Origin of the sequence: Corallococcus sp. AB011P, assembly GCF_003611605.1 — a bacterium.
GTDB classification, from domain to species: Bacteria; Myxococcota; Myxococcia; order Myxococcales; family Myxococcaceae; genus Corallococcus; species Corallococcus coralloides.
This window is the reverse complement of the sequence record NZ_RAVX01000015.1, coordinates 196,567-221,328: the sequence shown is the minus strand read 5'-3', so window position 1 is coordinate 221,328 and position 24,762 is coordinate 196,567. Positions and strand designations below refer to the sequence as shown.

General features: G+C 69.5%; 20 protein-coding genes. 9 read left to right on the top strand and 11 right to left on the bottom strand.

From position 1 onward, the window contains the following. Nucleotides 1-225 precede the first annotated feature (225 nt). The gene (locus tag D7X30_RS29945) at nucleotides 226-849 is read left to right on the top strand and encodes a hypothetical protein (RefSeq protein WP_120566388.1); all 624 of its coding nucleotides are present in this window, start codon (nucleotides 226-228) and stop codon (nucleotides 847-849) included. 472 nt (nucleotides 850-1,321) lie between these two features. Then, nucleotides 1,322-2,011 (top strand): hypothetical protein, encoded by a 690-nt coding sequence (locus D7X30_RS29935; RefSeq protein ID WP_147443356.1) that lies wholly within the window; start codon nucleotides 1,322-1,324, stop codon nucleotides 2,009-2,011. A 28-nt stretch (nucleotides 2,012-2,039) separates the two neighbouring features. Here D7X30_RS29935 and D7X30_RS29930 read toward each other — a convergent pair whose 3' ends face one another. Next, nucleotides 2,040-2,948, bottom strand: coding sequence for an FHA domain-containing protein (locus D7X30_RS29930; protein WP_120566386.1), 909 nt, complete (start codon nucleotides 2,946-2,948; stop codon nucleotides 2,040-2,042). A 116-nt stretch (nucleotides 2,949-3,064) separates the two neighbouring features. Between D7X30_RS29930 and D7X30_RS29925 the strand changes: the two genes are divergently transcribed. From D7X30_RS29925 to D7X30_RS29900, 6 genes are read left to right on the top strand one after another with little or no spacing between them, the layout of a single operon-like run. After that, nucleotides 3,065-4,177 (top strand): polyprenyl synthetase family protein, encoded by a 1,113-nt coding sequence (locus D7X30_RS29925; RefSeq protein ID WP_233591863.1) that lies wholly within the window; start codon nucleotides 3,065-3,067, stop codon nucleotides 4,175-4,177. Between the two features lie 8 nt (nucleotides 4,178-4,185). Then, nucleotides 4,186-4,695, top strand: coding sequence for a hypothetical protein (locus D7X30_RS29920; RefSeq protein ID WP_120566397.1), 510 nt, complete (start codon nucleotides 4,186-4,188; stop codon nucleotides 4,693-4,695). Then, entirely contained in the window at nucleotides 4,679-4,975 is a 297-nt protein-coding gene (locus D7X30_RS29915) for a hypothetical protein (protein WP_120566384.1), read from the top strand. The genes D7X30_RS29920 and D7X30_RS29915 overlap by 17 nt, the downstream gene beginning before the upstream one ends. Before the next feature lie 14 nt (nucleotides 4,976-4,989). Then, nucleotides 4,990-6,048, top strand: coding sequence for a hypothetical protein (locus tag D7X30_RS29910; protein ID WP_120566383.1), 1,059 nt, complete (start codon nucleotides 4,990-4,992; stop codon nucleotides 6,046-6,048). Then, nucleotides 6,041-6,472: a sterol-binding-like protein gene (locus tag D7X30_RS29905; RefSeq protein ID WP_233591861.1), complete on the top strand. Its 432-nt coding sequence runs from the start codon at nucleotides 6,041-6,043 to the stop codon at nucleotides 6,470-6,472. Before D7X30_RS29910 ends, D7X30_RS29905 begins: the two co-directional genes overlap by 8 nt. A gap of 17 nt (nucleotides 6,473-6,489) precedes the next feature. Continuing rightward, a complete protein-coding gene (locus tag D7X30_RS29900) occupies nucleotides 6,490-9,252 on the top strand; it encodes an NAD(P)-binding protein (RefSeq protein ID WP_120566382.1) in 2,763 nt (920 codons plus the stop codon). Here the strand turns inward: D7X30_RS29900 and D7X30_RS29895 are convergent. Continuing rightward, nucleotides 9,231-13,160 (bottom strand): serine/threonine-protein kinase PknK, encoded by a 3,930-nt coding sequence (locus D7X30_RS29895; protein WP_255424220.1) that lies wholly within the window; start codon nucleotides 13,158-13,160, stop codon nucleotides 9,231-9,233. The two genes, D7X30_RS29900 and D7X30_RS29895, sit on opposite strands and share 22 nt — an antisense overlap. A 312-nt stretch (nucleotides 13,161-13,472) precedes the next feature. Between D7X30_RS29895 and D7X30_RS29890 the strand changes: the two genes are divergently transcribed. Continuing rightward, complete coding sequence (locus D7X30_RS29890; protein WP_233591859.1) at nucleotides 13,473-14,102, top strand: class I SAM-dependent methyltransferase; 630 nt, start codon at nucleotides 13,473-13,475, stop codon at nucleotides 14,100-14,102. Between the two features lie 8 nt (nucleotides 14,103-14,110). Here D7X30_RS29890 and D7X30_RS29885 read toward each other — a convergent pair whose 3' ends face one another. From D7X30_RS29885 to D7X30_RS29845, 9 genes are all read right to left on the bottom strand, one after another. After that, nucleotides 14,111-15,889, bottom strand: a complete 1,779-nt coding sequence (locus tag D7X30_RS29885) for a lipopolysaccharide assembly protein LapB (protein WP_147443355.1) — start codon at nucleotides 15,887-15,889, stop codon at nucleotides 14,111-14,113. Further along, complete coding sequence (locus D7X30_RS29880) at nucleotides 15,886-18,147, bottom strand: J domain-containing protein (protein WP_120566379.1); 2,262 nt, start codon at nucleotides 18,145-18,147, stop codon at nucleotides 15,886-15,888. Before D7X30_RS29880 ends, D7X30_RS29885 begins: the two co-directional genes overlap by 4 nt. Then, nucleotides 18,144-19,667, bottom strand: a complete 1,524-nt coding sequence (locus tag D7X30_RS29875) for a S16 family serine protease (RefSeq protein WP_120566378.1) — start codon at nucleotides 19,665-19,667, stop codon at nucleotides 18,144-18,146. Before D7X30_RS29875 ends, D7X30_RS29880 begins: the two co-directional genes overlap by 4 nt. A gap of 8 nt (nucleotides 19,668-19,675) precedes the next feature. Then, entirely contained in the window at nucleotides 19,676-21,445 is a 1,770-nt protein-coding gene (locus tag D7X30_RS29870) for an Hsp70 family protein (protein ID WP_120566377.1), read from the bottom strand. A 46-nt stretch (nucleotides 21,446-21,491) separates the two neighbouring features. Continuing rightward, nucleotides 21,492-21,989: a hypothetical protein gene (locus D7X30_RS29865; protein ID WP_120566376.1), complete on the bottom strand. Its 498-nt coding sequence runs from the start codon at nucleotides 21,987-21,989 to the stop codon at nucleotides 21,492-21,494. Between the two features lie 217 nt (nucleotides 21,990-22,206). Further along, a complete protein-coding gene (locus tag D7X30_RS29860; RefSeq protein ID WP_120566375.1) occupies nucleotides 22,207-23,055 on the bottom strand; it encodes a formylglycine-generating enzyme family protein in 849 nt (282 codons plus the stop codon). Then, entirely contained in the window at nucleotides 23,052-23,528 is a 477-nt protein-coding gene (locus tag D7X30_RS29855; protein WP_120566374.1) for a hypothetical protein, read from the bottom strand. Before D7X30_RS29855 ends, D7X30_RS29860 begins: the two co-directional genes overlap by 4 nt. Continuing rightward, nucleotides 23,525-24,292, bottom strand: coding sequence for a tRNA(His) guanylyltransferase Thg1 family protein (locus D7X30_RS29850; RefSeq protein ID WP_120566373.1), 768 nt, complete (start codon nucleotides 24,290-24,292; stop codon nucleotides 23,525-23,527). Before D7X30_RS29850 ends, D7X30_RS29855 begins: the two co-directional genes overlap by 4 nt. Further along, a complete protein-coding gene (locus D7X30_RS29845; protein WP_120566372.1) occupies nucleotides 24,279-24,728 on the bottom strand; it encodes an AAA family ATPase in 450 nt (149 codons plus the stop codon). The genes D7X30_RS29850 and D7X30_RS29845 overlap by 14 nt, the downstream gene beginning before the upstream one ends. Nucleotides 24,729-24,762: the final 34 nt, after the last annotated feature.

Genomic DNA, 24,762 nt, shown 5'->3' with positions numbered 1-24,762 from the left:
CGCGATACGCGCATCTCTCGGGTCGGGCGTGGCCACGTCCCAGTATTTCTAATCACCCCCAGCCCACGTCGAGTGTGGTGAGGCCCACCGTTCGCTGCCTCACTGCCCCCCCAGGCGAGCACCACCCGTGAACGCTTACGCGGGGACAACTCTCTAGTTTGGCTCCTGCTTGTGGCCAAGGCGCTGCAAGCGGATTCAAACCCATCCACATACGAGAGAAACACCATGTCTCAGCTCAATCTCAAGCGCTGCGCCCAGGCACTCGTCATCACCTCGCTGCTGGCTGGCTGCGGAGGGACCGACACCGGGGAGCCGGCCGCGCACGAGCCCGTCACCCAGGCCGCACAGCATTGCGTCATGAACGTCATGCCCTTCACGCCCGGTGAGCCGCTGCCGGCGTCCGACACCGTCCCCGCGCCGAAGTGCTTTACCTCGTTCCCCGAAGCCATCTCATTCGCCACCGGGGGCACCGTGCGGCTGCCCGCGACGGCGAACCCGAAGGATCTCAAGGAGTCCGACCTGAAGTCAGTCCACCAGGCCGCACCCAATGAGATCGTGATTGGTATCGAGTACGAGGACAGATGGACGGCGTCCGCCTATTCGGGAAACTCGATTGTCTTCGTCTCTACCTATGGCGGGTGCGGCAGCCTGTTCGTCCCGAGCATGCCAGCGGGGTGGAACGACATCATCTCCTCGTCGAGGAGCTTCGCTGGATGCAATCACTCGTACCACTACCAGAACGACAACGGCCCGGCTACGGGGCCAAACCCCTCAATTGATTGCGGCGGGGGCTGCACCGGCATGGGTGTGATGGACAATCAAACCTCGTCCATCTTCTGGACGCAGTGACCCATCCCCCCGCCGGTCACCGAATGCGCCTCGTCCCAGGTGAATGACTGCGAGGACAAGGCGCTGCACCCGGCAAATGTAAACGCGGATTCTCCACGTGCAGGACGCCGCGAATCGTTGCTGGGAGTTTGAGGGGGCGAAGTGAGAGAGCGTCAGGAGGAGTCGGCGGCGCGAAGCCGATTCCATTCGTGCGGCATCAGCTCGCCGTCCCCCGCGCGCAGAACGCGGAGGCGGACGAAATGAGCAACCGCGCCATCGACGAGCGGATGTAGCCCGCGTCAGGGCGCCGTGTTCCCAGCTCTGCTGCGTAGCGCGTAGGTGGCCTTGGAGTCCTGACAGCAGTCCATGCGCGCCCCCCCCTGTCTGTAACGCCGTGTAATCGCCCCGGCAGGGACAACTCTCTAGTTTGGCTTCTGCCTGTGGCCAAGGCGCCACAAGTGAATTCAACAATCCAATACACGAAAGAACCACAATGACTCACTCCCATTTCAAGCGCTGCGCCCAGGCGCTCGTCATCACCTCATTGCTGGCTGGCTGCGAAGGGACTGACACCGGGGAGAAGGCTGCAGGGTCCCCGCCCGCGGACGTGACCCGCGCTGTCGCCACGCTCGTTTCACCCCAGCCGGGGCAATCCGCGGCGATGACGTGGAACTTCGAGAACACGACCAGCGTGGGTGCCGTCTCGAACTCCGTCGGCGAGTCGTCCGCAGGGTGGCTCACCGGTGCGGCCACGCAAACGGGCGGGGGACCGGCCGAAAACTGGGGCAGCCCGTGGGGCACCGTCCTGCTGACGCGAGCCTTCGGTACCGAGTACCCCTTCATTGACTTCACGACGACGGAGCCCGTCAAGCTGGAGAGCCTGACCTTCCTTCACTACCACAATCACAACCCTGGCTACCCCACCGCGCCCTCGTATCTGGTTCAGCTCCAGCTCGACCGTGGCTGCGGCTTCGTCGACATCGGCAACCCCATCACGGCGAGCCAGGCGACGCAATCAACGACGGCCACCGTGGCGCTCAATGACATGCGCCTCCCCGCCGGAACGTACCGCCTGCGCTGGGTCCCGAGGAACCTTGCGTTCGGCTCGAACACGAGCTCCGAGTTCTTCGCGGTGGGTCCCGTCACGTTGAATGTCGTCACGGCGTCCTCTTGCGACATGTAGTCGCTGCAAGTGATTTCAAGCGACCCCGCTACAGCGTAAAGACTTCCACGCTGTTCATCCCCAGCCGCACCTGCCCCGTGCCCGGGCGCCGTTCCACGACGCCCGCCGCATCCTGGATGCCCAGCGCGCCGAATTGCTTGCGCACCCGGTGGATGTCCACGTTCAGCTTGTTGGTGTCCGTGGCCAGCATCCGGCAGAGCCGCTCGCGGTCCACCCAGCCTTGCTCGGACGGCGCCAGGGCGTGCTCGGCGAGCCTCAGCCGTGCGAGCGTCGCCAACAGGTACTGCGAGGAGCGGGGAGGCAACATCCGCACCCCCTCCCGCAGGTGCACCGCCACCTCCACGTGCTCCTCGTCGCGGCTGACGCCGATGCGCAGCCGGACCTCCGCCAACGTGGGCGCATCCGCTTCCTCGAGTGTCTCCGTGGCCGCGAGGGGCAGCTCCACCACCCACTCCGAGCCGCTCAGCCACACCCGCTCCTGGTCCTTCAGCCGGCGCCGCTCTTCTCCCAACTCCAACACCCACTGCCCGCCATCCAGTGGGAAGAGGCTGGCCTGTGGCTCGTCGTCATCCGGCAGCACCAGCAACGCGCCGGTCGCCACCCGCACCAGCCCCGTGGCCAGGTGCCGGGCCCGCGCCGCAGGAGGGGACGCGTCCAGCAGCCGGAAGCCGATGCCACTCTTTCCCAGCAGGAAGTCCTGCCCCTGCCCCAGCTCTACCCGCTCGCCCGAGGCCAGCCGCCGCCCCTCGACGAACGTGCCGTTGCGGCTGCCCAGGTCCCTCAGCTCCCAGTGAGCGCCCGCCCAGTGCAGGCTCGCGTGTTCGCCGGAGACCCGGCCGTCCGGTATGTGAACATCACACGCGGGGTGACGTCCCAGCAGACAGCGCGTTCCCAAGGTGAACCGGCGTCCATCTTCCAACTGCAGCAAGAGCCCCATCTGCTTCTCTGACCTCGCGAAACACTCACCGTCGCATGCTAGCTTCGCGCGCGGTGCAGGATCCATCCGGGACCAGGGAGCTGCTCGCGGGCTATCTTGAGGAGTGCCGCTCGCTCGTGCTCGAGGAGCTCCGCCGGATCATCCCCGCAGAGCGCCACCACGCGCCGTTCCTCTACCAGCTCATGCTGGACTACCCGCTGCGAGAGGCCAAGGGGCTGCGGCCGGCACTCTGCATCGCCACGTGCCGTGCGCTGGGAGGCACGCTGGAGGCGGCGCTGCGCCCGGCGACCGTGCTCGAGCTGTATCACAATGCCTTCCTCATCCACGACGACATCGAGGACGAGTCACTGCTGCGTCGAGGCAGCCCCACGCTGCACCGGGCGCACGGCATCCCCGTTGCCATCAACGTAGGGGACGCCATGTTCGCCCTGTCGCTGCGGCCGCTGCTGGACAACATCGGCGCCGTGGGCCTGGGCCCCGCGCTGCGCATCCTCCAGGCAGTGGCGCGCATGACGCAGGAGTCGGTGGAGGGCCAGGCCCTCGAGCTCGATTGGATCCGCCGGGGCGCGTGGACTCTCAGCGACGAGGACTACGTGCGGATGGTGGAGCAGAAGACGTGCTGGTACAGCTTCATCACCCCCATGGTGGTGGGCGCCATCGCGGCCCGTCAGGACGGGGAGCGCATCGAGCAGTTGGCTGCCTTCGCCCGCAGCCTCGGCATCGCCTTTCAGATCCAGGACGACGTGCTCAACCTGCGCGGCGAGGTGGGCGCGTATGGCAAGGAGATCGGCGGCGATCTCTGGGAGGGCAAGCGCACCCTGATGCTGCTGCACATGATGCGTCACGTGTCCGCCGGGGACCGGGCGGAAGCCGAGCGCATCCTCTCCCTGCCCCGCCCCTCCCCGGAGGCGGCTCCGGAGCCCACGACATTCGATGCGCAGCTGGACCGGCTCGTCGAGGAAGGCGAGCTGACGGTCGTGGGGCGGCAGCGGCTGCGCGAGGCACGGAACGCGGCACCTCGCCGTGCGGAGAAGACTCCCGAGCAGGTGCGCTTTCTCCTCTCGCTCATGGAGCGCCACGACAGCATTGGCCATGCTCAGCGGGTGGCTCGGGATTGGCTGCAAGATGCCCAGCGGCGCTTCGACGTGTGCCGCGGCTGGCTCCCCCCCTCCATCCATCGGGACCTGCTGGAGGGCCTGACCTCCTACGTCCTCCTGCGAGCGAAGTGACGCCCTCCATGGTGCCTCCCCCCTCCCCCCAGTCCTCCCTCTTCGACTTCATCCGCACCCAGGCGATTCTCCATGAAGAGGCGCATCGCATCCGGGATCTGCTGTTCGAGCAACTGCTTCCGTCCGCGGCGCCTGGGGCCAGCGAATCGTTCCCGGCGGGCTCGCAGGAGGAGGTGCTCCTGGGGCTGCTGCGACGGCTCCAGGTGCTGATGCTCAAGCACCCCATCGTCGTGCAGGCGGCCTTCTGCGCGCTCGTCGCGGAGGGGCGGCGCTTCGCCGTGACTCCCGAGGGTGCCGCCTGGAAGTCCGCTCTTGCCTCCTCTCCTTTGCTCCAGCAGGGCCGCCGCCTCTGGGATGCCCTCTCCCTCAACATCCCCGAGGAGGATCCGGCCACCGTGCTGCCCTCGGCGTACATCGAGGCGCTCTTCCAGGCCACGGACTCCGCCCGGTTGGAGGAGCTGCTGCGCCAGCTTCAGGACCTGCCGCACCAGGGAGAGGCCCATGCCGCTGCTCGATGAGCCCTGGAGCGACTTCGCTGACCGCAACCCGGTCCTGCCCCTGCTGCTCGGCATGCTGTCGCTGTCCCAGCGCTTCAATCACCTGCTGCCCGAGCCCGCCGCGCTGGCGTCCCCCCTTCCCGAGCCAGAGGAGGACCGGCTCCTGCTGATGGTCCTCGGCCTCGTCTCCGCGCGCCGGACGTTCCTGGGCGCGATGGAGGCGAGCCGATCCTCCGAAACGGTCGCGACACCGGAGCCTGACGCGTCCGCGGCGCCCTCTCTCAGGGAGCTGCTGCGGTAGCAGCAGCGTCGGCCATGTCCCCTTCCTCTCCTCCGCCAGAGCGCCTCGCGCGGCTGCTGACTGGCAACGACTACTTCCGGCGCTCGCCCTCACGAATGGGCGGGCGGGGCGCGCACAAGGAATGGCAGCACTTCCTCGTGCACACCGAGGCGGCGCACCTGCTGATCAACTTCAGCCTGATTGACGATGTGCGGGCCACGCAGGGCCGGCAGCCCGAGGTGGCGCGCCTCATCGTCCTGGCTCGCGGCGAGGGCTGGGAAGGAGATGTGGAGCACTTCGAGGAGGCCGAGGTGGAGGTGACCGCCGGCCGCATCGACGCGCGCTTCGGCCACAACACCCTGCGCTTCATCGACGGCACCTACCGCCTGTCCATCGCGCTGCGCGACCAACCTCTGGCCGCCGAGCTGGAGCTTGTCCCCGTGACGCTGCCGGCCCTCTCCGTCAACCAGCCGCTCACCCTGGACCGGCGCCTGTCCTGGCTCTTCGTTCCCCGGCTGCTGGCGCGCGGCACGCTCCGGCTCGCGGGCCGCACCGTGCAGGTGAACGACGCTCCCGCCTACCATGACCACAACTGGGGCCACTTCCTCTGGGGCAATGACTTCTCATGGGAGTGGGGCTCGGTGCTGCCCTGGGACATGGCCAACCCCTGGAGCCTGGTGCACGTGCGCATGGCGGACCGCGGCCGCTCGGTGGCCCGCTACCAGGGGCTCTTCCTCTGGCACGGCGGCGAGCCATTGCGCGTGTTCCGGGACGAGGAGCTCCGCGTCATCACCCGGGGCAGCTTCCGGAAGGCGCGCCCCTTCTCCGTGCCTCGCGTCATGGCGCTGCTGGCCCCGGGCGCCGCGGCGGACCTGCCCGAGACCCTGGAGATTGCCGCTCACGGAGGGGCGGACACGCTCGAGCTGTCCTTCTACCCGCAGGACTCCGCCCGCATCGTCACCCCCTCCGAGGAGCACCCCGAGCAGGTGACCATCATCCACGAGGTGCTGGGCCGGGTGACGGCGCAGGGGCGCGTGCGTGGGCATTCCGTGGCCATGGAGGGGACCGGTGTCTTCGAGTTCATCCGTGACTGAGCTCAGCGTGCAGGCGCTGCTGGCCCGCTCCTTCGCGCTGCTGGCCCGCGAGCAGCCCCAGGCCCACGGGCGCTTCCTGATGCCTTTGGCCGGCCTCGCCGTCGCGCTGAAGATCGACGCCGAGCACTTCACCGCTGCCTTCACCTCCACGCAGGCCCACCTGCGCGCCGTGGATGGCCAGGAGTCCATCACCGTGGGCACCTCGCGGCGGACCATCCTCGAGGTGCTCGATGACCGGCGCACGCTCACGGAGGCGGTGCTCTCCAACGCCGTCGAGGTGGTCGGCTCCCTGGAAGTCCTCCTGCGCGCGCATGAGGGGCTGATCCGCTACGTGCACGGGGCGGTCCGCTGCGCGGGCTTTGCGTCCCTGCTCCACCAACTTCGCCTGACGTGCGCGGACGCCGCGCACCCGGCACTCCCCTGAAAGAAAGGCAGAGGCCCATGGCTGACACCGTTCCCCCCTGTAACCCTGGCCCGAAGCCCAAGAAGCGTCGGGTCCACGTCTTTGGAGCCGGCATCGCGGGGATGACCGCGGCCCACGAGCTGGCCCTGCGTGGCTTCGAAGTCCGAGTCTACGAAGCCGCCAACGCGCTCAACTCACGGGGCAAGAAGTCCATGGCCGTCGGGGGACTGGCCCGCACCCAGTACTTCCAGGCCTCCAGTCAGCAGCCGATCTTCTTCCAGACGGAGGAGCCGGCGCCCTCGGGTTCCCCACCCGTCACCGCCGCGCCCATCAACCCGCTCACCACGAGTTCGGTGGACCTTGGGCTCGACCAGGCCAGGCCCTTTCCCTCCCTCTGGCTTGAGTTCCAGAACGAGCCCTCCGACCTCCTCACCCCACGCTCGCAAGCGGACCTGAATAATGCGATCGCGCAGCTGACCGGCAAGGTCCATGACGGTTCGCTCGGCGCTGACTTCGTCGTCCACATCCAGCCGTTCTTCGACCAGAGCCGGGAAGAAATTCAGCAGGTGATGAACCTCCCCGTGGAGATTGAGCGGAGCAAGGGGCTGGCCAGGTCCATCGAACTCAAGCTGACCGAGGGCCTCCGTACACTGAGCCATTTTTCGGAGATAAATCTCAAGAACGAAGCCCCCCGGCCTGCGAACACGGAACTCGGTCAGCCCCCCTCGGCCAGGAACTGGGTGCGGGTCACCCTTGGGCGCGCCATCCTCCCCGGCGAGCATGGATACCGGTACTTCCCGTCGTACTACCGCCATGTCTTCGACACGATGCGGCGCATCCCCCTCTACGACAACAACTCCCTGCCGACCTCCCGTACCACCTACGACAACCTCGCCCCGCTACCGACCATCGGCATCGCCAGCGAGAAGCACCCGCCCTTTGTCACGAAGTGGGCGACCGCCAGCTTCCCGAATGCCCTCGCGAGCGGGGCGGGCGGGCTGAGCAACCTGGAGGACCTGGGAATCCAACCGAGGGATCTCTTCCAGTTCTCGCTCCGGATCCTGCGCTACATGCTCACCAGCCCCGAGCGCAGGGCCCATGAACTGGAGGACATCTCCTGGTGGGACTTCATCGAAGGCGCCTCCGGAAACAGCGGCTCCGGGAAGCGGTACCGCTACAGCGAGGCCTTCACCCATCTGGTCCGGTCCTCCGGGCGGGTGCTGGTGGCGCTGGACGGCAGCGCAGCGGATGCACGGACCACGGGCAACACCTACCTCCAGCTCCTGACCGACGTCATCGTCCCCACCGAGGAGACCCACGCCTCCCTGAACGGGCCCACCAGCGCGGCCTGGTTCAGCCACTGGCACACGCACCTGTGCCGCCTGGGCGTCCAATTCATCCAGGCAACGCTCAAGGGTTTCGAGGCGGTGAACCCTCTCACGGAAGGCGCTCGCTTCAATCCCATCGTTCAGTATCCGCATGGAAAGGAGACGTTCCCGACCACGGATGACTATTACGTCGTGGCCGTGGACGTCCTCGCAGCGGAGGAAATCACCCAGCACATGCCGCTCACGTATCGCCAGAAGGACCTGAGCGTGCCAGGCGGGCTCCAGGGCTACACCACCCAGGTCCCCGTCAAGCGGGGAGAAGCGGGGACACGTCAGCGCGACCCGCGAACAGAAATCGGCCTGTATGAATGGGATCGGCTCCAGACGCTCTCCGGCATCCAGTACTTCTTCACCACGGAGCTCAACGTCATCGACGGCTACCTCTACCTGCTCGATGCGCCGTGGGGGCTCTCCACCATCTGCAGTCCCGTCGCATGGCAGCACCGGCCCATCCAGGGGCTGAGCCAGTACCAATCACTGCTCAGCGTCGACATTGGTGAATGGCAGAAGAAATCCCCAGGGTCCGGGGGAAGGAGCGCCTGGAAGTCCACGCCGACGCAATTGAAAAACGAGGTCCTGGGTCAGCTCGGCAAGGCCCTCCAACGAAAGGAGAAGGGGCGCCCCTTCCTGGAGTTCAATCCTCCCGAGCCCGCCTTCACCCATATCGACGAGGGGCTCGTCTACGACGGGAGCGATCCGGACCAGGCTCACATCATCAAGAACAACACGCCCTTCCTGTTGCCCACCGCCGGAGACTGGAAGCACCGGCCGGGGCCCGACCCCTGGGACCCCACGTCAGGCGCTCACGGGTCCTCCCCCGATGGGGACCTACCGCCTGGACTCTGGCAGGCCGCGCACGGTGGCTATTACGTGCATTGGGATCAGATCGTCTTCGCGGGCACCTACAACAAGACCTTCACCCGGCTCACCACCATGGAGTCCGCCAACGAGTCGGCCCGGCACGCCGTCAACGCCATCCTCGATCACTGCGGGGGGAGGCACAGCAAGCGCCCGACGCCACGGCCTGATTCCCATGTCTACGAGGAGCTCTTCGCCACCACGCCGATGGGCGACTACTGCCGCATCTGGGACCCCGAGGCGAACGAGCTGCCGGATGTGATGCTCTTGCGGCAGCAGGACGCGGTGAACTTCAAGATGGGACTGCCCCATCCCTGGGACCTCCTGGGCATCGAGGTGCTCCCCTCCATGCTCTCTCATCTCTCGGCGGCATCACCGGCCTCCGCTACGTCCACGGATGCCTTTGCCCAGGTGGAGTCCCTGCTGCGTGGGCTGGGGATGCATTCGGGCCACGGAGGCGGTGAGGGGCTCGTCGGGCTGCTGCGACGCATCCGCACCCAACTGGAGGAGAGCCTGCGGCGCGGCGCCGCCGGCTACCGGCCTCCCACGTCTTGAGCGGTCCGGGGCCCGGGCGGCAGTCCCAGCCCGGGCACCATCGCCGCTGCCAGCGCGCCGGGCCGCACCACCTGACGCGCCGCCATCCACTCCGAGGCCTGACGCCGCAGCGCCTCGCCCTCGCCGCCTCCCTGGAGGGTCCCCAGCGCGTACCGCGCCGCCTCCCGGTACAGCGCCACGCCTTCGCGCTCGAGGCCCGCCACCGCCTGCTCCAGCTCGCGGACCGCCGTGGCGCTGTCCCCGCTCAGCCGGGCCAGCCCTGCCCGCAGCAGGTTGCCCAGGGGGCGCGCACTGCCAATGGGGTCGCCCTCCATCACCCGGAGCTGCGCACGGACATCGGCCAGCAGCGCCCGCCGATTCCAGCGCGGCTCCACGCGGTCAGGGGGAGACGTCCGCTCGTCCGGGAGGGACTCCGCCGCGGCCAGTGCCGCCCGCGCCCGCATGTGCCGCAGCCCCAGACCGGTGGCCCTCAGTGAGAGCATGAAGGAGGACTTCAGCGGCGCCCAGTGCTCCAGGACGGCCTTCCACGCGGGCCAGGGATCGCCCCGATAGTGGGAGGTGTAGACGCAGGCGATCAGCTCCGCGTACTGCTGGCGGCGGTACGCGTTCTCCGGCCAGGTGGACGCCACCGGGGACTGCGCGGCCAGCGCATCGGCGGCGCGGGCCTGGGCCTCCTCGGCGCGATCCTTCGCCAGCCACGCCAACACGGGCTCGCCAATCCAGGCCTCGCAGCGCGCGTGCACGTCGCCTCGCAGCGTCGCGTCCCGGTCGAGCGCCTCCAGCCGCGCCGCCAGCGCGGGCAGCTCCCCCAGCATCGCCAGGGCGTGGTGGTGGAAGATGGCTACACTCACCCGCTCCCAGGCCGTGCCCGGGCACTGCTCGCGGAAGAGCACGTCGGCGCGGTCGCAGGCCTCGGCCGCCTCGCGCCACCGGCCCAGGGTGTACGCCTGGTTCGCCACGGACATGAAGTACCAGGCCTGATCATAGGGGTTGCCCGTGCGCTCCATGAGGACCCGCACCTTCTCCAGCAACTTGCGGGCGTTGTTCTCCAGGAAGCGGCCGCCCACGTGGGACTCCATGGCGGCCTCGAAGCCCAGGGCCCGGCAGAGCGTGGAGGCGTCTCCGGCCTTCAGCGTGCGCAGCAGGTGCATCATGCGGAAGGCATCCGCCAGTGTGGGGTTCACCATGGACCAGCTGGTGGATGTGGCCCATAGCACCTCCATCCGGTGCCGCTCCTCGGGCGAGAGGGCGGGCCGGGCGGCGTCCACGTCCACCCGCCGCGCCAGGAAGACGACCCGGCGCCACGTGGCCGAGCCCATCGCCCCCAGGAAGGAGCCCGGCACGGGGATGCCGAGCGCCTCCAGCACCGAACGCATCTCCCGCCAGCCCTGGTTGAAGCGCCCGCTCTTCAGGTACTGCTCCGCGGCGCGCTGCTTCAGCCCGCTCACGCGCGTGCCCTGAAGCCCCGTGCCCAGCGCCTCCGCGGACTCCAGGTAGCGCTGGGCCGCCTCGGGCGCGCGGCCCTGATTGGCCAGCGCCTGGGCCAGCTTCTCCAGCAGCGAGGGGCGATCCGCGGACTCGCCCAGCAGCTCCAGCCCGCGCTGATAGAGCTCGGCGGAGCGGCCGAAGGCGAGCGTCTGGGAGGCACGCTCGGCGGAGCGCACCGCGTATCCGCCTGCGCGCATCGGCTCGCCCGCGCCCTCCCAGTGCACGAGCAGCGCCTCGAAGTCCTCGGAGCCGCGCGCCGAGAGGGCCTCGGCGATGCCGCGGTGCCGCCCCACGCGCACGTTGGCCGGGAGCGCTTCGAGCAGCGCCTCGCGGATGCGGTCGTGGTAGGCCGCGATGTCCACCTCGCCCTCCGCCGGAACCTCACGCAGCAGGCTGGAGTCTCGCAGCCAGGCCGATACGGCCCGACCTCCTTCGTCCAGCCCGGCGGCCCGCAGCGCCACGCTCCGCCCCAGCGGCCGGCCCGCGACGGCGGCCACTTCCAGCAGCGCGCGCTGCTCCGGAGAGAGCGAGCGGATCCGCTCCATCAGCAGCTGGGCCACATCCACCTGGGCCGGCAGCGGCAGTCCCTGACCCACGTGCGCACCCACGTGGCGGGCCAGCTCGCAGGCGATGAAGGGGTTGCCTTCGGCATGGGTGATGACGGCCTCCACTTGAGAATCACTTCCGGAGGTCCGCGCGCCGAGCAGGGTCGAGACCAGCGCCGCCACCTCCTGCTCGCCCAGCGCTCCCAGTGGCAGCTCGCGCGCGGAGGCAGAGAGCGCTCCGGGAGGGGCCAGCTCCAACAGCCGGCGCAGCAGCGGGCTGCGGCTCCGGTCCTCGCTCCGCCACGAGAGCACCAGCAACATGCGCGGCGCGGGTGACCGCAGCAGCTCCTGGAAGAGCGGCGCCGAGTCGGCGTCTCCCCACTGCACGTCATCGATCCAGAGCACCAGCGGGCGCGCGCGGCCGAGCCGCTCCAGCAGCTCGCGCAGGGCCTGGAAGCCCTGGTGCCGCAGCTCGGCGGGCTCCGGGAGCACCGCGGGGGTCGCCGCTTGCTGAAACGCCGCCAGCCTCCCCAGGACGGGGAAGAGGCGCGTCAGCGCGTAGGCCTGGGAAGGAACGAGCGCCGCGGCCTCGTCCACGGCGAGCGCGCCAAGCTGGCGGGCCAGCGAGTCGATCGCCGCGTCCATGGCCTTGTAGGGCACGCTCTCCTGTGGGTGGCACCGTCCCGAGAGCACCATGGGCATGGAGGCAGGAGCGCGCTGGGCGAGGAACTCGCGCACCAGCGTGGACTTGCCCATCCCCGAGGGCCCGTGGACATGCACCGTGATCAGCCGCTGCTGCTGGGAGACCTCCGCCAGCGCCTCCTCAAGCACCTGAAGCTCCCGAGCCCGACCCACGAACGGGGCGTGGCCCACGGACACCGTGGCGGATGGGTGTGGCGCCGCACCGGCGGGCACCGGGGACAGCCGCGCGATGCACTCCTCCGCCGACGGGCGTCGCTTCGGATCCAGCGCCAGCAGTTCAAGAGCCAGCGCGGCCAGGTCCTCGGGAGCGTCCGGAGCTTGCGCGTGGACCGGAGGCGGCTCCTGGCTCACCTTCAACTCCAGCAAGCGCTCGGGCTCCGCCGCGAATGGGAACGCACCGGTGAGCACCTGATACAGCATGGCCCCCACCGCGTAGAGGTCCGAGGCCGGGGTGACGGACTCGCCCGTCACCTGCTCTGGCGCCATATAGGCCGGAGTCCCGGCGCGCCGCTGGGCCGGAGCGCCTCCCTGCGAGGGCTGCTGCCGCTCCGTCATGAGGCCGAAATCGAGGAGCAGCACGCGCTCCTCCCGGGTGACGAGCACGTTCGAGGGCTTCACGTCCCGGTGCACGAGCCCCGCCTCGTGGAGCGCTCCCAGCCCTCGCAGCAGCTGCGTCAATCCCTCTCGCAGCCGCGGCCAGGCCTCTTCCCGGGAAGCCACCTCCGGCCCGCCGCTGCTCCGTGCATGCACGGCGGAGGCAAGCTCCACGACCGGGACGCGCTCTTCCCCACCTTCGGAGGCCTGCAACGTCGACGTCCCGCTGGCCAGGGAGGACTCCCATGTCCGGGGAATCCCTCCGCCGAGCACCAGATCCCTCCGCGCCCAGCTCAGGAAGTCCACGCCCTCCACCAGCTCCATGGTGAAGAAGGGGAACCCGTCGTCCACGAACAGCTCATGGAGCTGGAGCAGATTGGGATGGACGATCCCCGCGCGGGTGCGGAACTCGCGCTTCAGCCGGTAGAGCGCCTCCGCTCCAGGCAGCCGCAGCGTCTTGAGCGCCACCTCGCGGCCCACCTCCCGGTCCCGGACCCGATACACCATGCCCGTGGCGCCCTGCCCCAGCGGTCCACACACCTCGAAACGGCTTGTCCCAGCGAAGCTCGAATGGCTCATCATGTTTGGCGCAGGAAGGGCAGCACCCTCTGTCGCGGGTATGCTACAGCTTCATCTCTCGCTGCTCATGCTTGGGTCAGAACCCACCCGGCCATCGCATCCGCCATGCAGGAACACACCGTCAATCGTCACGTATTGGATCAAGCGCTGGCCCTCACGCTGCTGTCCTGGCGAATGTATGTCTTTGAGCCGGCCCGTGCGCTGCGACGATTGGGCCTCTATCGGGCCTCCACGCTGGGGCCGCCCCTGCAGCGCGGTGTACTCCGAGGCGGCGGCCCGCATCTCAGCCTGAGGCATGCGCAGCCAGTGCTATTGGCGAACGAGCCCGCGGGCTACGAGGACGTCCGTGAGTTCGACCGCGTCGCGTCTGTCTATGACGCCGTGGTCCGACCCTTCTCGGATCCCATCGTCGACGAGGTATTGGAGTTGATGCAGCCACTGCCGCCAAACGCCCGAATCCTGGATCCCTCAGCCGGGCCTGGGGGTTCGGCCCTGCGTCTGTCCAAACTGGTACCGGATGGAGAGGTGGTGGCCGCGGACCTGTCACGGGGCATGGTGGAGGCTGCGCACCGCGCCGCGAGCGCTGCCGGTTGTCGAAACATGGCCTTCTTCCAGGCAGACGTCGCGCAGCCACCCGAGGAGTTCACGGGCGCCTTCGATGCCGTCTTTTGTTGTCTGTCATTCCACCACTACCCGGATGGCCTGGCTGCGGCACGCGCCTTCCGCCAGGTGCTGGCGCCTCACGGGAAGGTCTTCGTGGCGGACGGGGGGCCTGAGTGGTTCGTCAAGCTGGCCCGCCCCATCTCGGAGCTGGCGGATCCCGGGTTCGTGCGGCACCGCACGGGGGAAGAGTTCCTCCAGCTCTTCACGGAGGCGGGCTTCTCCTCCGTGTCGTGGGTCGAGGCACTGCCGGGCATCGGGTTCACCGTCGCCACGGTGTGAAGCCCGCGTCAGGGCGCCGTGTCCCCCGCCACGGCGTTGGACGGCTTGGGGCGGTCCCAGTTCTGGAGCGCGATGCTGACCGCGCCGGGCAGCAGCACTTCCTTCTTCACGACCGCATAGGCCGCCTTCGAGTCCTGGCCTCGGGCGTCCAGCTGGCGCGCGAGCACCAGGTGCAGCGCGGCCCGTTCGCCCCAGTCCAGCATCGTGAGGGACTCCACCGGCAGCTTGCCACTCAGCACGTCCTGCAGTTCGCCGTAGCCCAGCTCCGCGCTGGAGGCGTCCAGCACCCTTGCCGAGAGCGCGGCGTCCCCGAGCCTTTCGAACTCCGCCGCCAGCAACGTGCCTGCCTCCCTGCCGATCCGGTGGAAGCCAACGAAGTCCGCGTTGACGAAGGCCCGCGCGGCGAACTCGGGCTCCTCGGCGAGCGCCATCAACACCCGTGTCGAGACCGAGAGCGCATGGTCTTCCGGCACCGCGCGCAGCTTCGCGGCGTCCACGAAATGCCCGAGCGAAGCCGCGAGCCACTCCGCGACGATTCCGTCCGGCCGCTTCTTCTGGGCGCTCTCGATGAGCTGCCGCATCACCTCGTTCGCCGAACCCTTCTGCGATGCGTGCCCCACCAGCTTCGCGTAGAGCAGCACGCCCTCCAGGTCCACCGCGTCCTTTGAGTCCGCGACCGGCAGCAGGCGCTCCGACAGCCTGCGGGCCGCCTCCTGTCGGCGCCCCAGGGCTACCAGCGCTTCGGCGTGCATGTCCTGGTAGCGCGGATAGTCGGGATCGCCCTGCTCCATCGCGTCCAGCAGCAGGAGCGCCTCCGCCCAGCGCTGCTGACGCATGTAACGCCCCACCAGTGCCCGGCGGGGGAGCGGCTCCCCGGGATGGTCGCGGACCAGTGCCTCCAACCGCTCCGTCCCCGCGGGCTCCGGCTCCAGGCGCGCGAGCAATACCGCCAGGAGCACCGAGCCGGGCTCGCGTTCCAGCGCGGCCTGGTAATAGGCATGGAGCTCGTCACCGCGTCCGGCGCGGCGCATGTCGTGCATCCACATCCGATGCGCTTCGATGTCGTCCGGATGCGCGTCGCGCTGCGCCCGCGAGACGGCGAGCGACGCGTGGAGCCCTTCCTCGCTCGCGACCAGGTTCCTGGCGGCAACGGCCGCGAGCTCTATTTCCGGAGTCTCCGGCAGGGCCTCCCGGAGCCCTTCCGCCAGGCGGGCCGCCTCGGCCACGCGGTGGGTGGACACCAGCCAGCCGTAGCTCGTCTTCCAGCCTCCCAGCGCCTGCCCCAGGTGGGTGCGCGAGAAGGTGCCGCTGTCGCGCTTGCGCACCGGGAACGACTCGGGAGGGTTGGTGAGCACGTAGTCGATGTGCCCCACGTGCTTGAAGGACGTGCCCGCCAGGACCAGGGGCGCGTGCTCTGGAGGGTTGATGGACCGGTCGGAGTAGGTGACCGTCGTCTGGTAGAGCGGCGCGGCGCCCAGCACGTTGTAGACGAAGAGACCGCTCTCGTCGGTCACGAACACCGTCTCGTGCGTCAGCGTGCCCTTCTCGCCCTGGATGTCCACGTCCAGCGGGCCCATCGGCATCGAGTGCGACGCGTGCTCATTCGCCGCGAGCGTGAAGTGCTCGCCGCCCGCGGAGACCGTGACTGGCAGGTCCAACGCATTGACGAAGACCACCTCCGCGTTGGAGGTGAGAGACCGCGCCCCCGCCACGATGGTGAGCGCGCAGACACCGATGCCGCCCAACAGCATCCAGCCCTGGCGGGGAGACGTCGAAGGTGCGCTCACGGCCGGGTCCCCTGGACGAGCGTCGAAGCGGTGAACAACAGAGGACGGCGGCTCCCCGCTCCGGGCAGATGCCAACGGTCCATCCACGCGTGAAAGAGGACTTCAGGGGCCCGCGGATCCGCTGCGTCGGCCACGAGCTCCAGCGGAGGAACCGGCACGTCCAGCCCTTCATGGCTGACCGACCAGACCCGCTGGCCTCCTCGGAAGCCGTCCCGCACGCGGAGGATGAGCAGGGGCCGAGCCTCACGCGGTGAGCCTCGGCCTACGTTCACGCTGAGGACGTTCTGCCCCAGCGCCTCATCCACCGTCCGCTGCCAGGCATTCATGAGCAATTCCGAGAAGTCCTCCCGAGGCGGCATCCCCGTGCCCTCCCGCGCCTCCCAGATCACGGCGATGCGGCGAGTGTGCGCCCTCGAGACACCGGCCAGCAGACTCGTGAAGAATTCGCGGGACGGCGCGGCGGCGCTGCCCGGATCCAACCGCGCTTCCATCCGGGCACGCGCCTTGCCCAGCTCCGCGTCCACCCGGGCCTGGAGCTGTGGGGCGAAGCGGGGGTCGGGCTGCTCGCGCAGGGACTCGAGCATGGAGCCCAGGTCCCCCTGGGACGCGGCGCGAGTCCAGGCGCGTACTGCCGCGGACTGCTGCTGCGGCCACACGGCCCCGCCCACCAGCAACACGCCCACCCCCGCGGCGGCGAACACGCCGGGCCAGGGCGAGCGTGCGTTCTCCGCTCGCACGCGGCCCTTCTTGTCCGCGCGCGCGAGCAGCGCCGCGGGCAGGTGCTCCACCCCGCTCTCCGCGTCCAGCATGCCCTGGCCCAGCAACTCCAGCACGCGGCGGCGCCGACCCATCAACTCCTGGGCCAGCGCTTCCGCCTGCTCCTTGCCGCGCACCCTCAGCGCCACGCGCTGGTCGTTGAAGCGCAGCTCGAGGGTCGTGTCCTGGTAGTTGCCGTTGTCCTGGTGGTCCACCAGGTGCAGGTTCTGCAGGTGCACGAACGGCCACACCGTGACGCGGTCGGTGGCCACCTGGATGAAGTGCAGGGGATGGATGGTGTCGAAGCGTCCAAAGGGGCTCGCCATCACCCGGAGGAGCCGGCGGGCCTGGGCCCACGTGACGCCACAGAAGACGGCCGCGAAGACCGCGCAGACGATCCAGACTGCGACCTCGCGCGCGTTGCCACCGAAGCAGATGAAGGACAACAGGAGGGCGGTGGCGGCGGCGAGCCCCAGCGTATAGAGGGCGGGCATCATCCAGTGCCTCACGGTGCGCCAGCCGTGGAGCCGCTCGGCCTCCTCGTGCAACCATTCGCGGGTGGCGGCCGGCAGGGCGTCCACGTCCAGGATGGCGCGCGTCGGATACGCGACGTCGGTGACACTCTCCGGGTTGAAGCGCCGGCCGAACGCGAGCAACTGGTTCGCGCCCTTGGAGTTCTGCTGAGCGAAGAGGTGCGCGGCGGACGACGAGAGCTGGCCTCCCGTCCAGCGGCGCAGTTCGGGGTCGGTGCTCTCTGGCAGCTCGGCGTCGAGCTGCTCCAGCGCCTTCGCCGCGTCCGCGTCCTGGCCGAACTCCAGCATCGTCGCGATGCGCCGCACCTTGAGGGCGAGCACGTCCATCCGTGAGATGCCGGGCAGCGACTGCGCCTGCTCAAGCACCTTGAGTGCGTCCGCCACCTGCCCCATCGCCTCCAGGCAGTCCGCCAGCGCCACGCGCGGGCTCACCTCCGAGGGGCCATGCTTGCCCGCGCGCCAGAAGGCATCCGCCGCCTCCTTCATCTGCTGCAGGCGGAGCAATGCCCAGCCCCGTTGCAGGTGCCCCTGCCAGTGGTCCGGTGCCCTCGCGAGCAGGGCGTCGAACTCCGCCAACGCCTCCTTGGCGTCACCCTCGTAGAGGAAGTGACGGCCCAGCAGGATGCGCGCGTCGTGGAAGTCCGGCTGCTCATTGAGCAGCTCGGTGAGGAGCCTCCGGCCACCAACCTTGTCACCTGCCTCGAACAGGTTGATGGCCTCCTGGAGGGCGGCGTTCTTCGCTGCCTCCGGGCCGTCCGCCTGTTGCGCGGCGCTGGCGTCAAAGGCCTGGCGCGCTTCGGGGTCGGAGAGCAGTTCGTACGCTTCGCGCAGGCGCCGGAACTCCTCCGGATGCGTCTCCGGCGGGTTCTGCCGGACGCGCTCGAAGTACGCCTTCTTGATGGCGCGGGCGTCCGCGTCCTTGTCGACGCCCAGCACCTCATAGGGGTTCTGGCGAGCTTCGCTGTTCACCGTCGCTCCAGTCCTGGCGTGTTCGCGGCCGCGTTCACGAGCCGCCACGCCTCATCCAAGCTGTCCACCGCGATGAGCCGCAGGCGCCTGGACACCTCGGGTGGCAGCGCCGCCGCGTCGTCCAGGTTGCGGCGCGGGTGCAGCACCACGCGCATGCCGTTGAGATACGCGGCCACCAACTTCTCGTGCACGCCGCCCACCGGCCGCACGTCACCGTTCAACGTCAGCTCACCCGTCACGGCCAGCCGCGCGGGCAACGGGCGCTGCGTGTACGCGGAGAGTCCCGCCAGGGAGAGGGCGAGACCACATGACAGTCCGTCCTTGCCGATCTCCGTATTGGTGAAGTGAAGGTGCAGGTCCTGACGGGTCATGAGCGGCCCCAGGCTCAGCGCGGGCGCGCGGGCACGCACCACGCTGAAGGCCACGTCCGCCGCCTCCTGCGCCCTGGGCCCCACGTGACCACTGCACCGTAGGACGCCGCGACCGGGCACCGCGATCGCCTCCAGCGGGGAGACACTCCCTCCTCCCGGATGCCACCCGAGCACGCCCACGCGTCCGACCGCGGGCCGGTCGCGCGCCAGCAGACGGCGGCGTTCGGCGACCTCGGCCTCGCGGCCCACCGCCGTCAGGGACTCTCCGTTCACGGCCGCGCGGGCATAGAGCTCCGCCGCCTCGTCCAGTGCTCCGGCTTCGAGCCGAAGGTCTCCCAGGCGCAGCGCCGCGGCCCCCGGTGCCCCCGCGAGCTCAAGCACGGCGCGACGGGCGGCCTCCACCTGAGCGGCGGGACGTCCCTCCAGCCACATCAGCTCCGCGCGAAGCAGGGCCGCGGCGGCGCTGGCCCGGGTCGCCGCGGGCGCGACGACAAGCAGCCGCTTCACCTCCGCGAGCGCCCCCCGGGAGAGCGCTTCGACGGCGCCATCGAGCTTCGCCTCGCGGAGCGCGGAGCGCGCCGTGGGCAGCGCGAGCGCCTGTACCGCTTGCTCCCGGGGAGGCGCGTCCAGCATGGCGGTGGTGGCCGGGAGCCCGAGCGCCGCGCGAGCCCCCAGCACCGACTCCGCGAGGCGAGGGTCCTCGGGCGCGAGCAGCCGGGCACGCCGGAGCGCGGGCATGGCTTCGGATGGACGGTTCGTGCGCTCGCACAGATGGATGACCGCGCGCCAGGCCTCCAGTTCACCAGGGGCCGCTTCGGTGGCCTCGAACGCATGCACAAGCGCGTCGTCCAGCCGGTCCGCCTCCGACAGGAAGGTGATCAGCTCGGCCCTCAGGGACGCGTCGCGAGGAGCGAGGCGAACGGACGTCTCCAACAGCTTCAGCGCTTCCGCCGGCCTGCCATCGCGTGACAAGGCGGCGCACCAGAGGCGGCGCGCGGGACTGCCTCCGCCCAGGTCCAGGGCCAGTCGCGCATGCTCCGCGGCACCGCGGAAGTCACCCTCCTGGAAGAGCGCTTCGGCCAATGCGAACCGCGCAGACGGCTCCGACGGACGCAGCACCACCGCGCGCTTGAGTTCGGTCAGCAGCACGCGCGCTCTCAACCCAGGTCGAACAGCAGGTCCGTGAGTTCGGCGTCCAGCCGGGCCGCGGCGCCCCGGTCGCCCTTCGCGCGGGCCTCGCGCAAGGCATTGCACAGGGATTCCAGCCGGGGCCGCACATGCGCCGGCGCGGTCGCGATCCGTTCGGTCGCCGCGTTCAACAAGGCATCCGCGTCGGCCTCTGGAGACGCGGCAGCAGCCACGGGCGCGGACAACGGCGTCGCCGCCACGGGAGCCGCGCCCCACTCACGCGCCAGCCGCTCCTTCGCCTCCAGCCGCTGCTCCGGCCCCAGGCGCTGCGAGCGCTTGTCCACCACCAGCGTGGCCTCCTTGCCCGTGGAGACCACCCGCGTCGTCACGTCGAGGATGCCATTGATGTCATACGTGAACGTGACCGCGACCTTCTCAGAACCCGCGCGTCCGGGTGGCACGCCCTCCACCATGTACGCGTCCAGCAGCAGGTTGTCCTTCACCAGCCGCGCCTCGCCCTGGAACACGCGGATCTCCACCGCTTTCTGCCCGTCCGCCGTGGTGGCGAAGGTCTCCGTGCGCGACGCCGGCACCGTCGTGTTGCGCGGGATGAGCGGCGAGAAGACCCCACTCACACGTTCGCGCCCCACCGACGCCTGCACCTCCACGCCCAGCGTGAAGGGACACACGTCGGTGATCATGATGCCGTGCGCGGCGCTCACCGCGCCCGTCTTCAGCCCCGCCTGCAGCGCTGCACCCAGAGCCACCGCTTCATCAGGGTGCACGCCGTCGCGGGGCTCGCGCCCGAAGTACTCGGCGACCAGCCGGCGCACCAGCGGCACGCGCGAACTGCCGCCCACCAGCACCACCTCCGCGATGGACTTCTTCGACAGCTTCGCGTCCTTCAGCGCGCTCTCCATCGGCTCGAGCGTGGAGCGCACCAGGCCGGTGATCAGCGCCTCGAACCTCGCGCGCGTCACCTCCACCTCCAGCGACGCGGGCGTTCCACCCCGGCCCGGCGCGAGGAACGGCACGATGACCGGCGTTGACTCCACGGACGTGAGCGCGATCTTCGCGGCCTCCGCCGCGGCCTTGAGCCGCACCCGCGCCGCCAGGTTCCCGGCCAGCGACACGCCGTGGGCGCGCTCGAACTCCGCGCCCAGCCACGCGGCCAGCACCTGGTCGAAGTCAGTGCCTCCCAGCTGGTTGTTGCCCGCGGAGGCCTTCACGTCCAGCACGCCCTGGAACATCTCCAGCACGGACACGTCGAACGTGCCGCCGCCCAGGTCGTACACCAGCACGTACTGCTCGGCGTCCAGGTGGTTCACGCCGTACGCGAGCGCCGCGGCGGTGGGCTCGTTGAGCAGCCGCTCCACCTTGAGCCCCGCCAGCTCCCCCGCATCCTTGGTCGCCTGTCGCTGCGCATCGCTGAAGTAGGCGGGCACCGTGACCACGGCTTCCGTCACCGCGCCGCCCAGCGCCCGCTCGGCGTCCTCGCGCAGCGCACGCAGGATGAGCGCGGAGATCTCCGTGGGGCTGTAGCGCCGGTCACCCAGCGTCACCGGCAGGTCGCGGCCCATGCGCCGCTTCACCTCCGCGATGGTGCGCTCCGGATGCACGAGCAACTGCGCTCGCGCGGACTCGCCCACGTGGAGCCGCCCCTCCGCGTCCAGCCCCACCACCGACGGCGTGAGGCGCTGCCCCAACCGGTTGGTCAGGAGGTTGGGACGGCCCGCGCTGTCGAGCGCGGCCACCAGGGAGTGCGTGGTGCCCAGATCGATGCCAACGACATGACTCATGTGAGGTGAACCCAAGGCCTTTCGGCGAAGGACCGCGAGCGGCGGACTAGGACTCCGGCGGCGTCCACGGCTGAGCGGGCGCGGCGGCGGTGGCGGCCTCCGGGGCCGAGTACAGGCGGTGCAGCTGCCTCAGCCCCTCCTCGCTGATTCCCGCCTCACGGGCGATCTCCATCGCGCGCTCCGGCGACGCCTGGGTCACCCACTTCCACCTGTACGAAGCGATGAGCCCGCCGATGCAGGTCAGTGCGAGCAGTCCGCTGAAGATGGCGTCCACCGGATGCATCCCGGCGAAAGAGAAGAAACCGCTGAACAGCGAGATGCTCCCCAAGATGATGAACAGCAGGCGCGCCCACGCCACGAGCACGGACTTGCCGCTCATGGCGATGGCCTGCCCGCGCCAGCCATTGCCCTCCTCGGCCATGACGAGCCAGCCCTCCAGCGGGATGAGCGGCACGAAGTTGATGTGACCGAACTTCGTCGCCACGTAGCCCAGGCCCGGAATCTCATCGACCTTGCCAAAGAGCCGCGAACCGAAAATGACCATGTGCGTCCCCCTCGAAACCGTCGCGCCGTGCCACGAAGGCACCCGGGCGCGTGCGCGCGAATCCTGCGGCACCCAGGCGAACGCACGCAATCCCCCGCCCCGGGTAGGACAGTGCCTCACGACCCCGTGGGCCACCGTCCTCCAGAACATACGGACCATGAGGGAAGGACTGGTTCCATGACACCCTGAGTGCCGCTTCCCTCCGACGCCGCGTCGCTCAAGGCCGGTGCACGCAGCGGAACCCCACTCCGGTCAGGCCGTTCTTCGGATAGGCGAGGCCCCGGTGCGCGGACCGGAACAGGGAAGGGATGTGATTGAGCCAGGAGCCTCCACGGTGGATGGGCTTCTCCGGCACGCCGGAGACTTCGGGAGGCGCGTCCTCGCCCAGCCGCTCCTGATAGCCGGTGGCGGTCCACTGCCACACGTTCCCGGCCATGTCGCAAAGCCCCCAGCCGTTGCATCGAGGCCCGGCGTGAACCACCGGAGCCGTACCGCCACGGCAGCCTCGCGACCCGCACGACACCGAGCCGACCCCGTGCTCCGCGTCGAACGACTCGCCCCACCAGAAGGCGGAGGTCGTCGAGGCACGCACGGCGTATTCCCACTCCGCCTCCGTGGGCAGTGCGCCTCCGACGAGTTCGCAGTAGGCCCGCGCGGCGCGCCAGTCCACGCAGTTCACGGGATGATCCGTGCGCTCGGAGTCCAGGTTGCAGCGGCCGAGCCACTCACCCGGGGTCTCCGCGTCGCTCCACCAGCGCGCCTGCGGATCCTTCGCGCGCACCTGCTCACGTCGCGCCGCGAAGGCCCGCACCGTCACGGGCGTCACGTCCATCTGGAAGCGCTCGAACGCGACCTCCGTCCGGGGCCCTTCGTCCACATCCCGCTCCGGCTCTCCCGCCGGTGAGCCCATCTCGAAGCGCCCGGCCGGCAGCCACACCGACTCAGGCGGAGCCGAGGGCTCCACGCGGACGCCGAGTGAAGCCGTCCCCTCTCTCGCGGTTCCACAGCCCGCCACGAACACGACGAGGGCGACGCCCGAACGAACCCGGCAGGAAGTCGAAGTCATCGGCGGGCATCTTCGAACGTCACGGCCGAGTACTCCAACAGGACGTCACACCCTTCCAGCTCAGGCTGCTCCGTGGCGAAGACCCGCGCCCGGACGAAGCGGTAGTCCTGGGGATCATCCAGGTTCGCCCAGTCAAAGAAGCCCTGGAACCGGAGGTCCATCTCCCCGGGCTTCAGGCGCCCCTGATGCCATGGCACCTCCCGGACCTCCGGCGAGGGTGTCTTCGCGTGGAAGACCTCCAGGTGTCCGACGGGCGGAAAGCAGGGACGAACCCGGATGGCCTCCACGAGGCCCGAGCCATCCGGCCGGCTGTTCTCCATCCCCGCCTGGACCAGGACAAGCCCGTGGAAGAGCGACTGCTCCACGTTGATGAACTCGTGCCACCCGTCCTCCAATGGCTGGAAGTACGTGTTCCACACGTGCCGGGCGCATTCCCGGTACTGACGCATCAGGCGGTCCAGGTCCGCGCTCATCGCTCCACGCCCTCCAGCAACGACAGGATGAAGGCGCCGTACGCATCCTTCATCGGCAGCTCGTAGTCCACCTTGAGGCGGCGGCGCTCCGCGAGGACCGTCTCCCCCGTCCTCGGGTCGCGGGCCTCCTTCGCGTACGTCTCCCGGTAGAGCCCCGTCCCGCGCTTCTGCCAGTTCGGCACGTCGTTGAAGTTCACGCCCCGCTGGAAGAGCAGCTCGTTCTTCTCCGACACCGACAGGCGCGTGAGCATGTTCGTGGCCTCCGCCACGTTCTTTCCTTCGCGGCGCAGGCTCCAGTAGCAGTGCGCGTTCAGCGCGTTCCTCACCGCGTCCTCATTGCGCCAGCGGAAGTAGTCACGCACGAGCCCCGCGTTCGGCAGCTCGCAGATGCGGCAGTCGAACACGGCCAGGTCCCCCAGGAGCAGCGAGAACTTCGCGCTCGCCTCCCCCGCGAGGATGGAGTTGAGCTTGCGCGTCTTGCGCCCGAAGGTGTCCTCGTCCGGGTGGAAGAGCAGCGAGATTTCGTCGCTCTGCGTGTAGCCGTAGACGACCCGGAAGCCGCAGTCCATCAGGTGCCCGGTCGTCGCGACCATCAGGTCGCGCACGCGCACGTCGAAGGGGCTCTCGAAGGCGTGCACCTCCTTCGTGAGCCGCGTGAAGCCGCGCCCATCGATGCGCGCCACCATGAACACGCCGGGCAGCACGCACAGGTCGTGCGCGGTCTCGAACACGCGCATCTTCTCGTCCAGCTCATCGAACTTCACGTTGCCACTCCTCCACGGTGAAACCGTCCGGCCCCAGCCGGACGAAGAAAAGCGCGTCGAAGCCCTCTTCGGGATTGGGGACCTGCAATCGCTTGTACGTCCCGAGCACGCCCACCAGCGGCACGCGCTGCTCCACCGGGCGCTGATCATTCCGCAGGAGCGCGTCCGCGACCTTCGACTGGAAGTAGAGCCCCACCACGCGGAAGCCGAACTGCTTCGCGGCCGAGATGTAGCGGGAGCGCTCCGCCACCGTGGGGTTGGTGTTGTCCACCACGAAGGGCTGCTTCGCTTCCAGGCACGCGCGCAGCAGCACCTTCTCCCGGTGCCGCGTCTTGAGCATGTCCAGGCTCAGGCGGACGTGCGTGGTGAAGAAGCGCTCCCGGTAGAAGCTGCTCTTCCCCGCCCCCTGGATGCCCGTGAAGATGACCGCTTCCATGCCGCCCCTCCCTCCCGCGAAGGCCGCTCGCGGG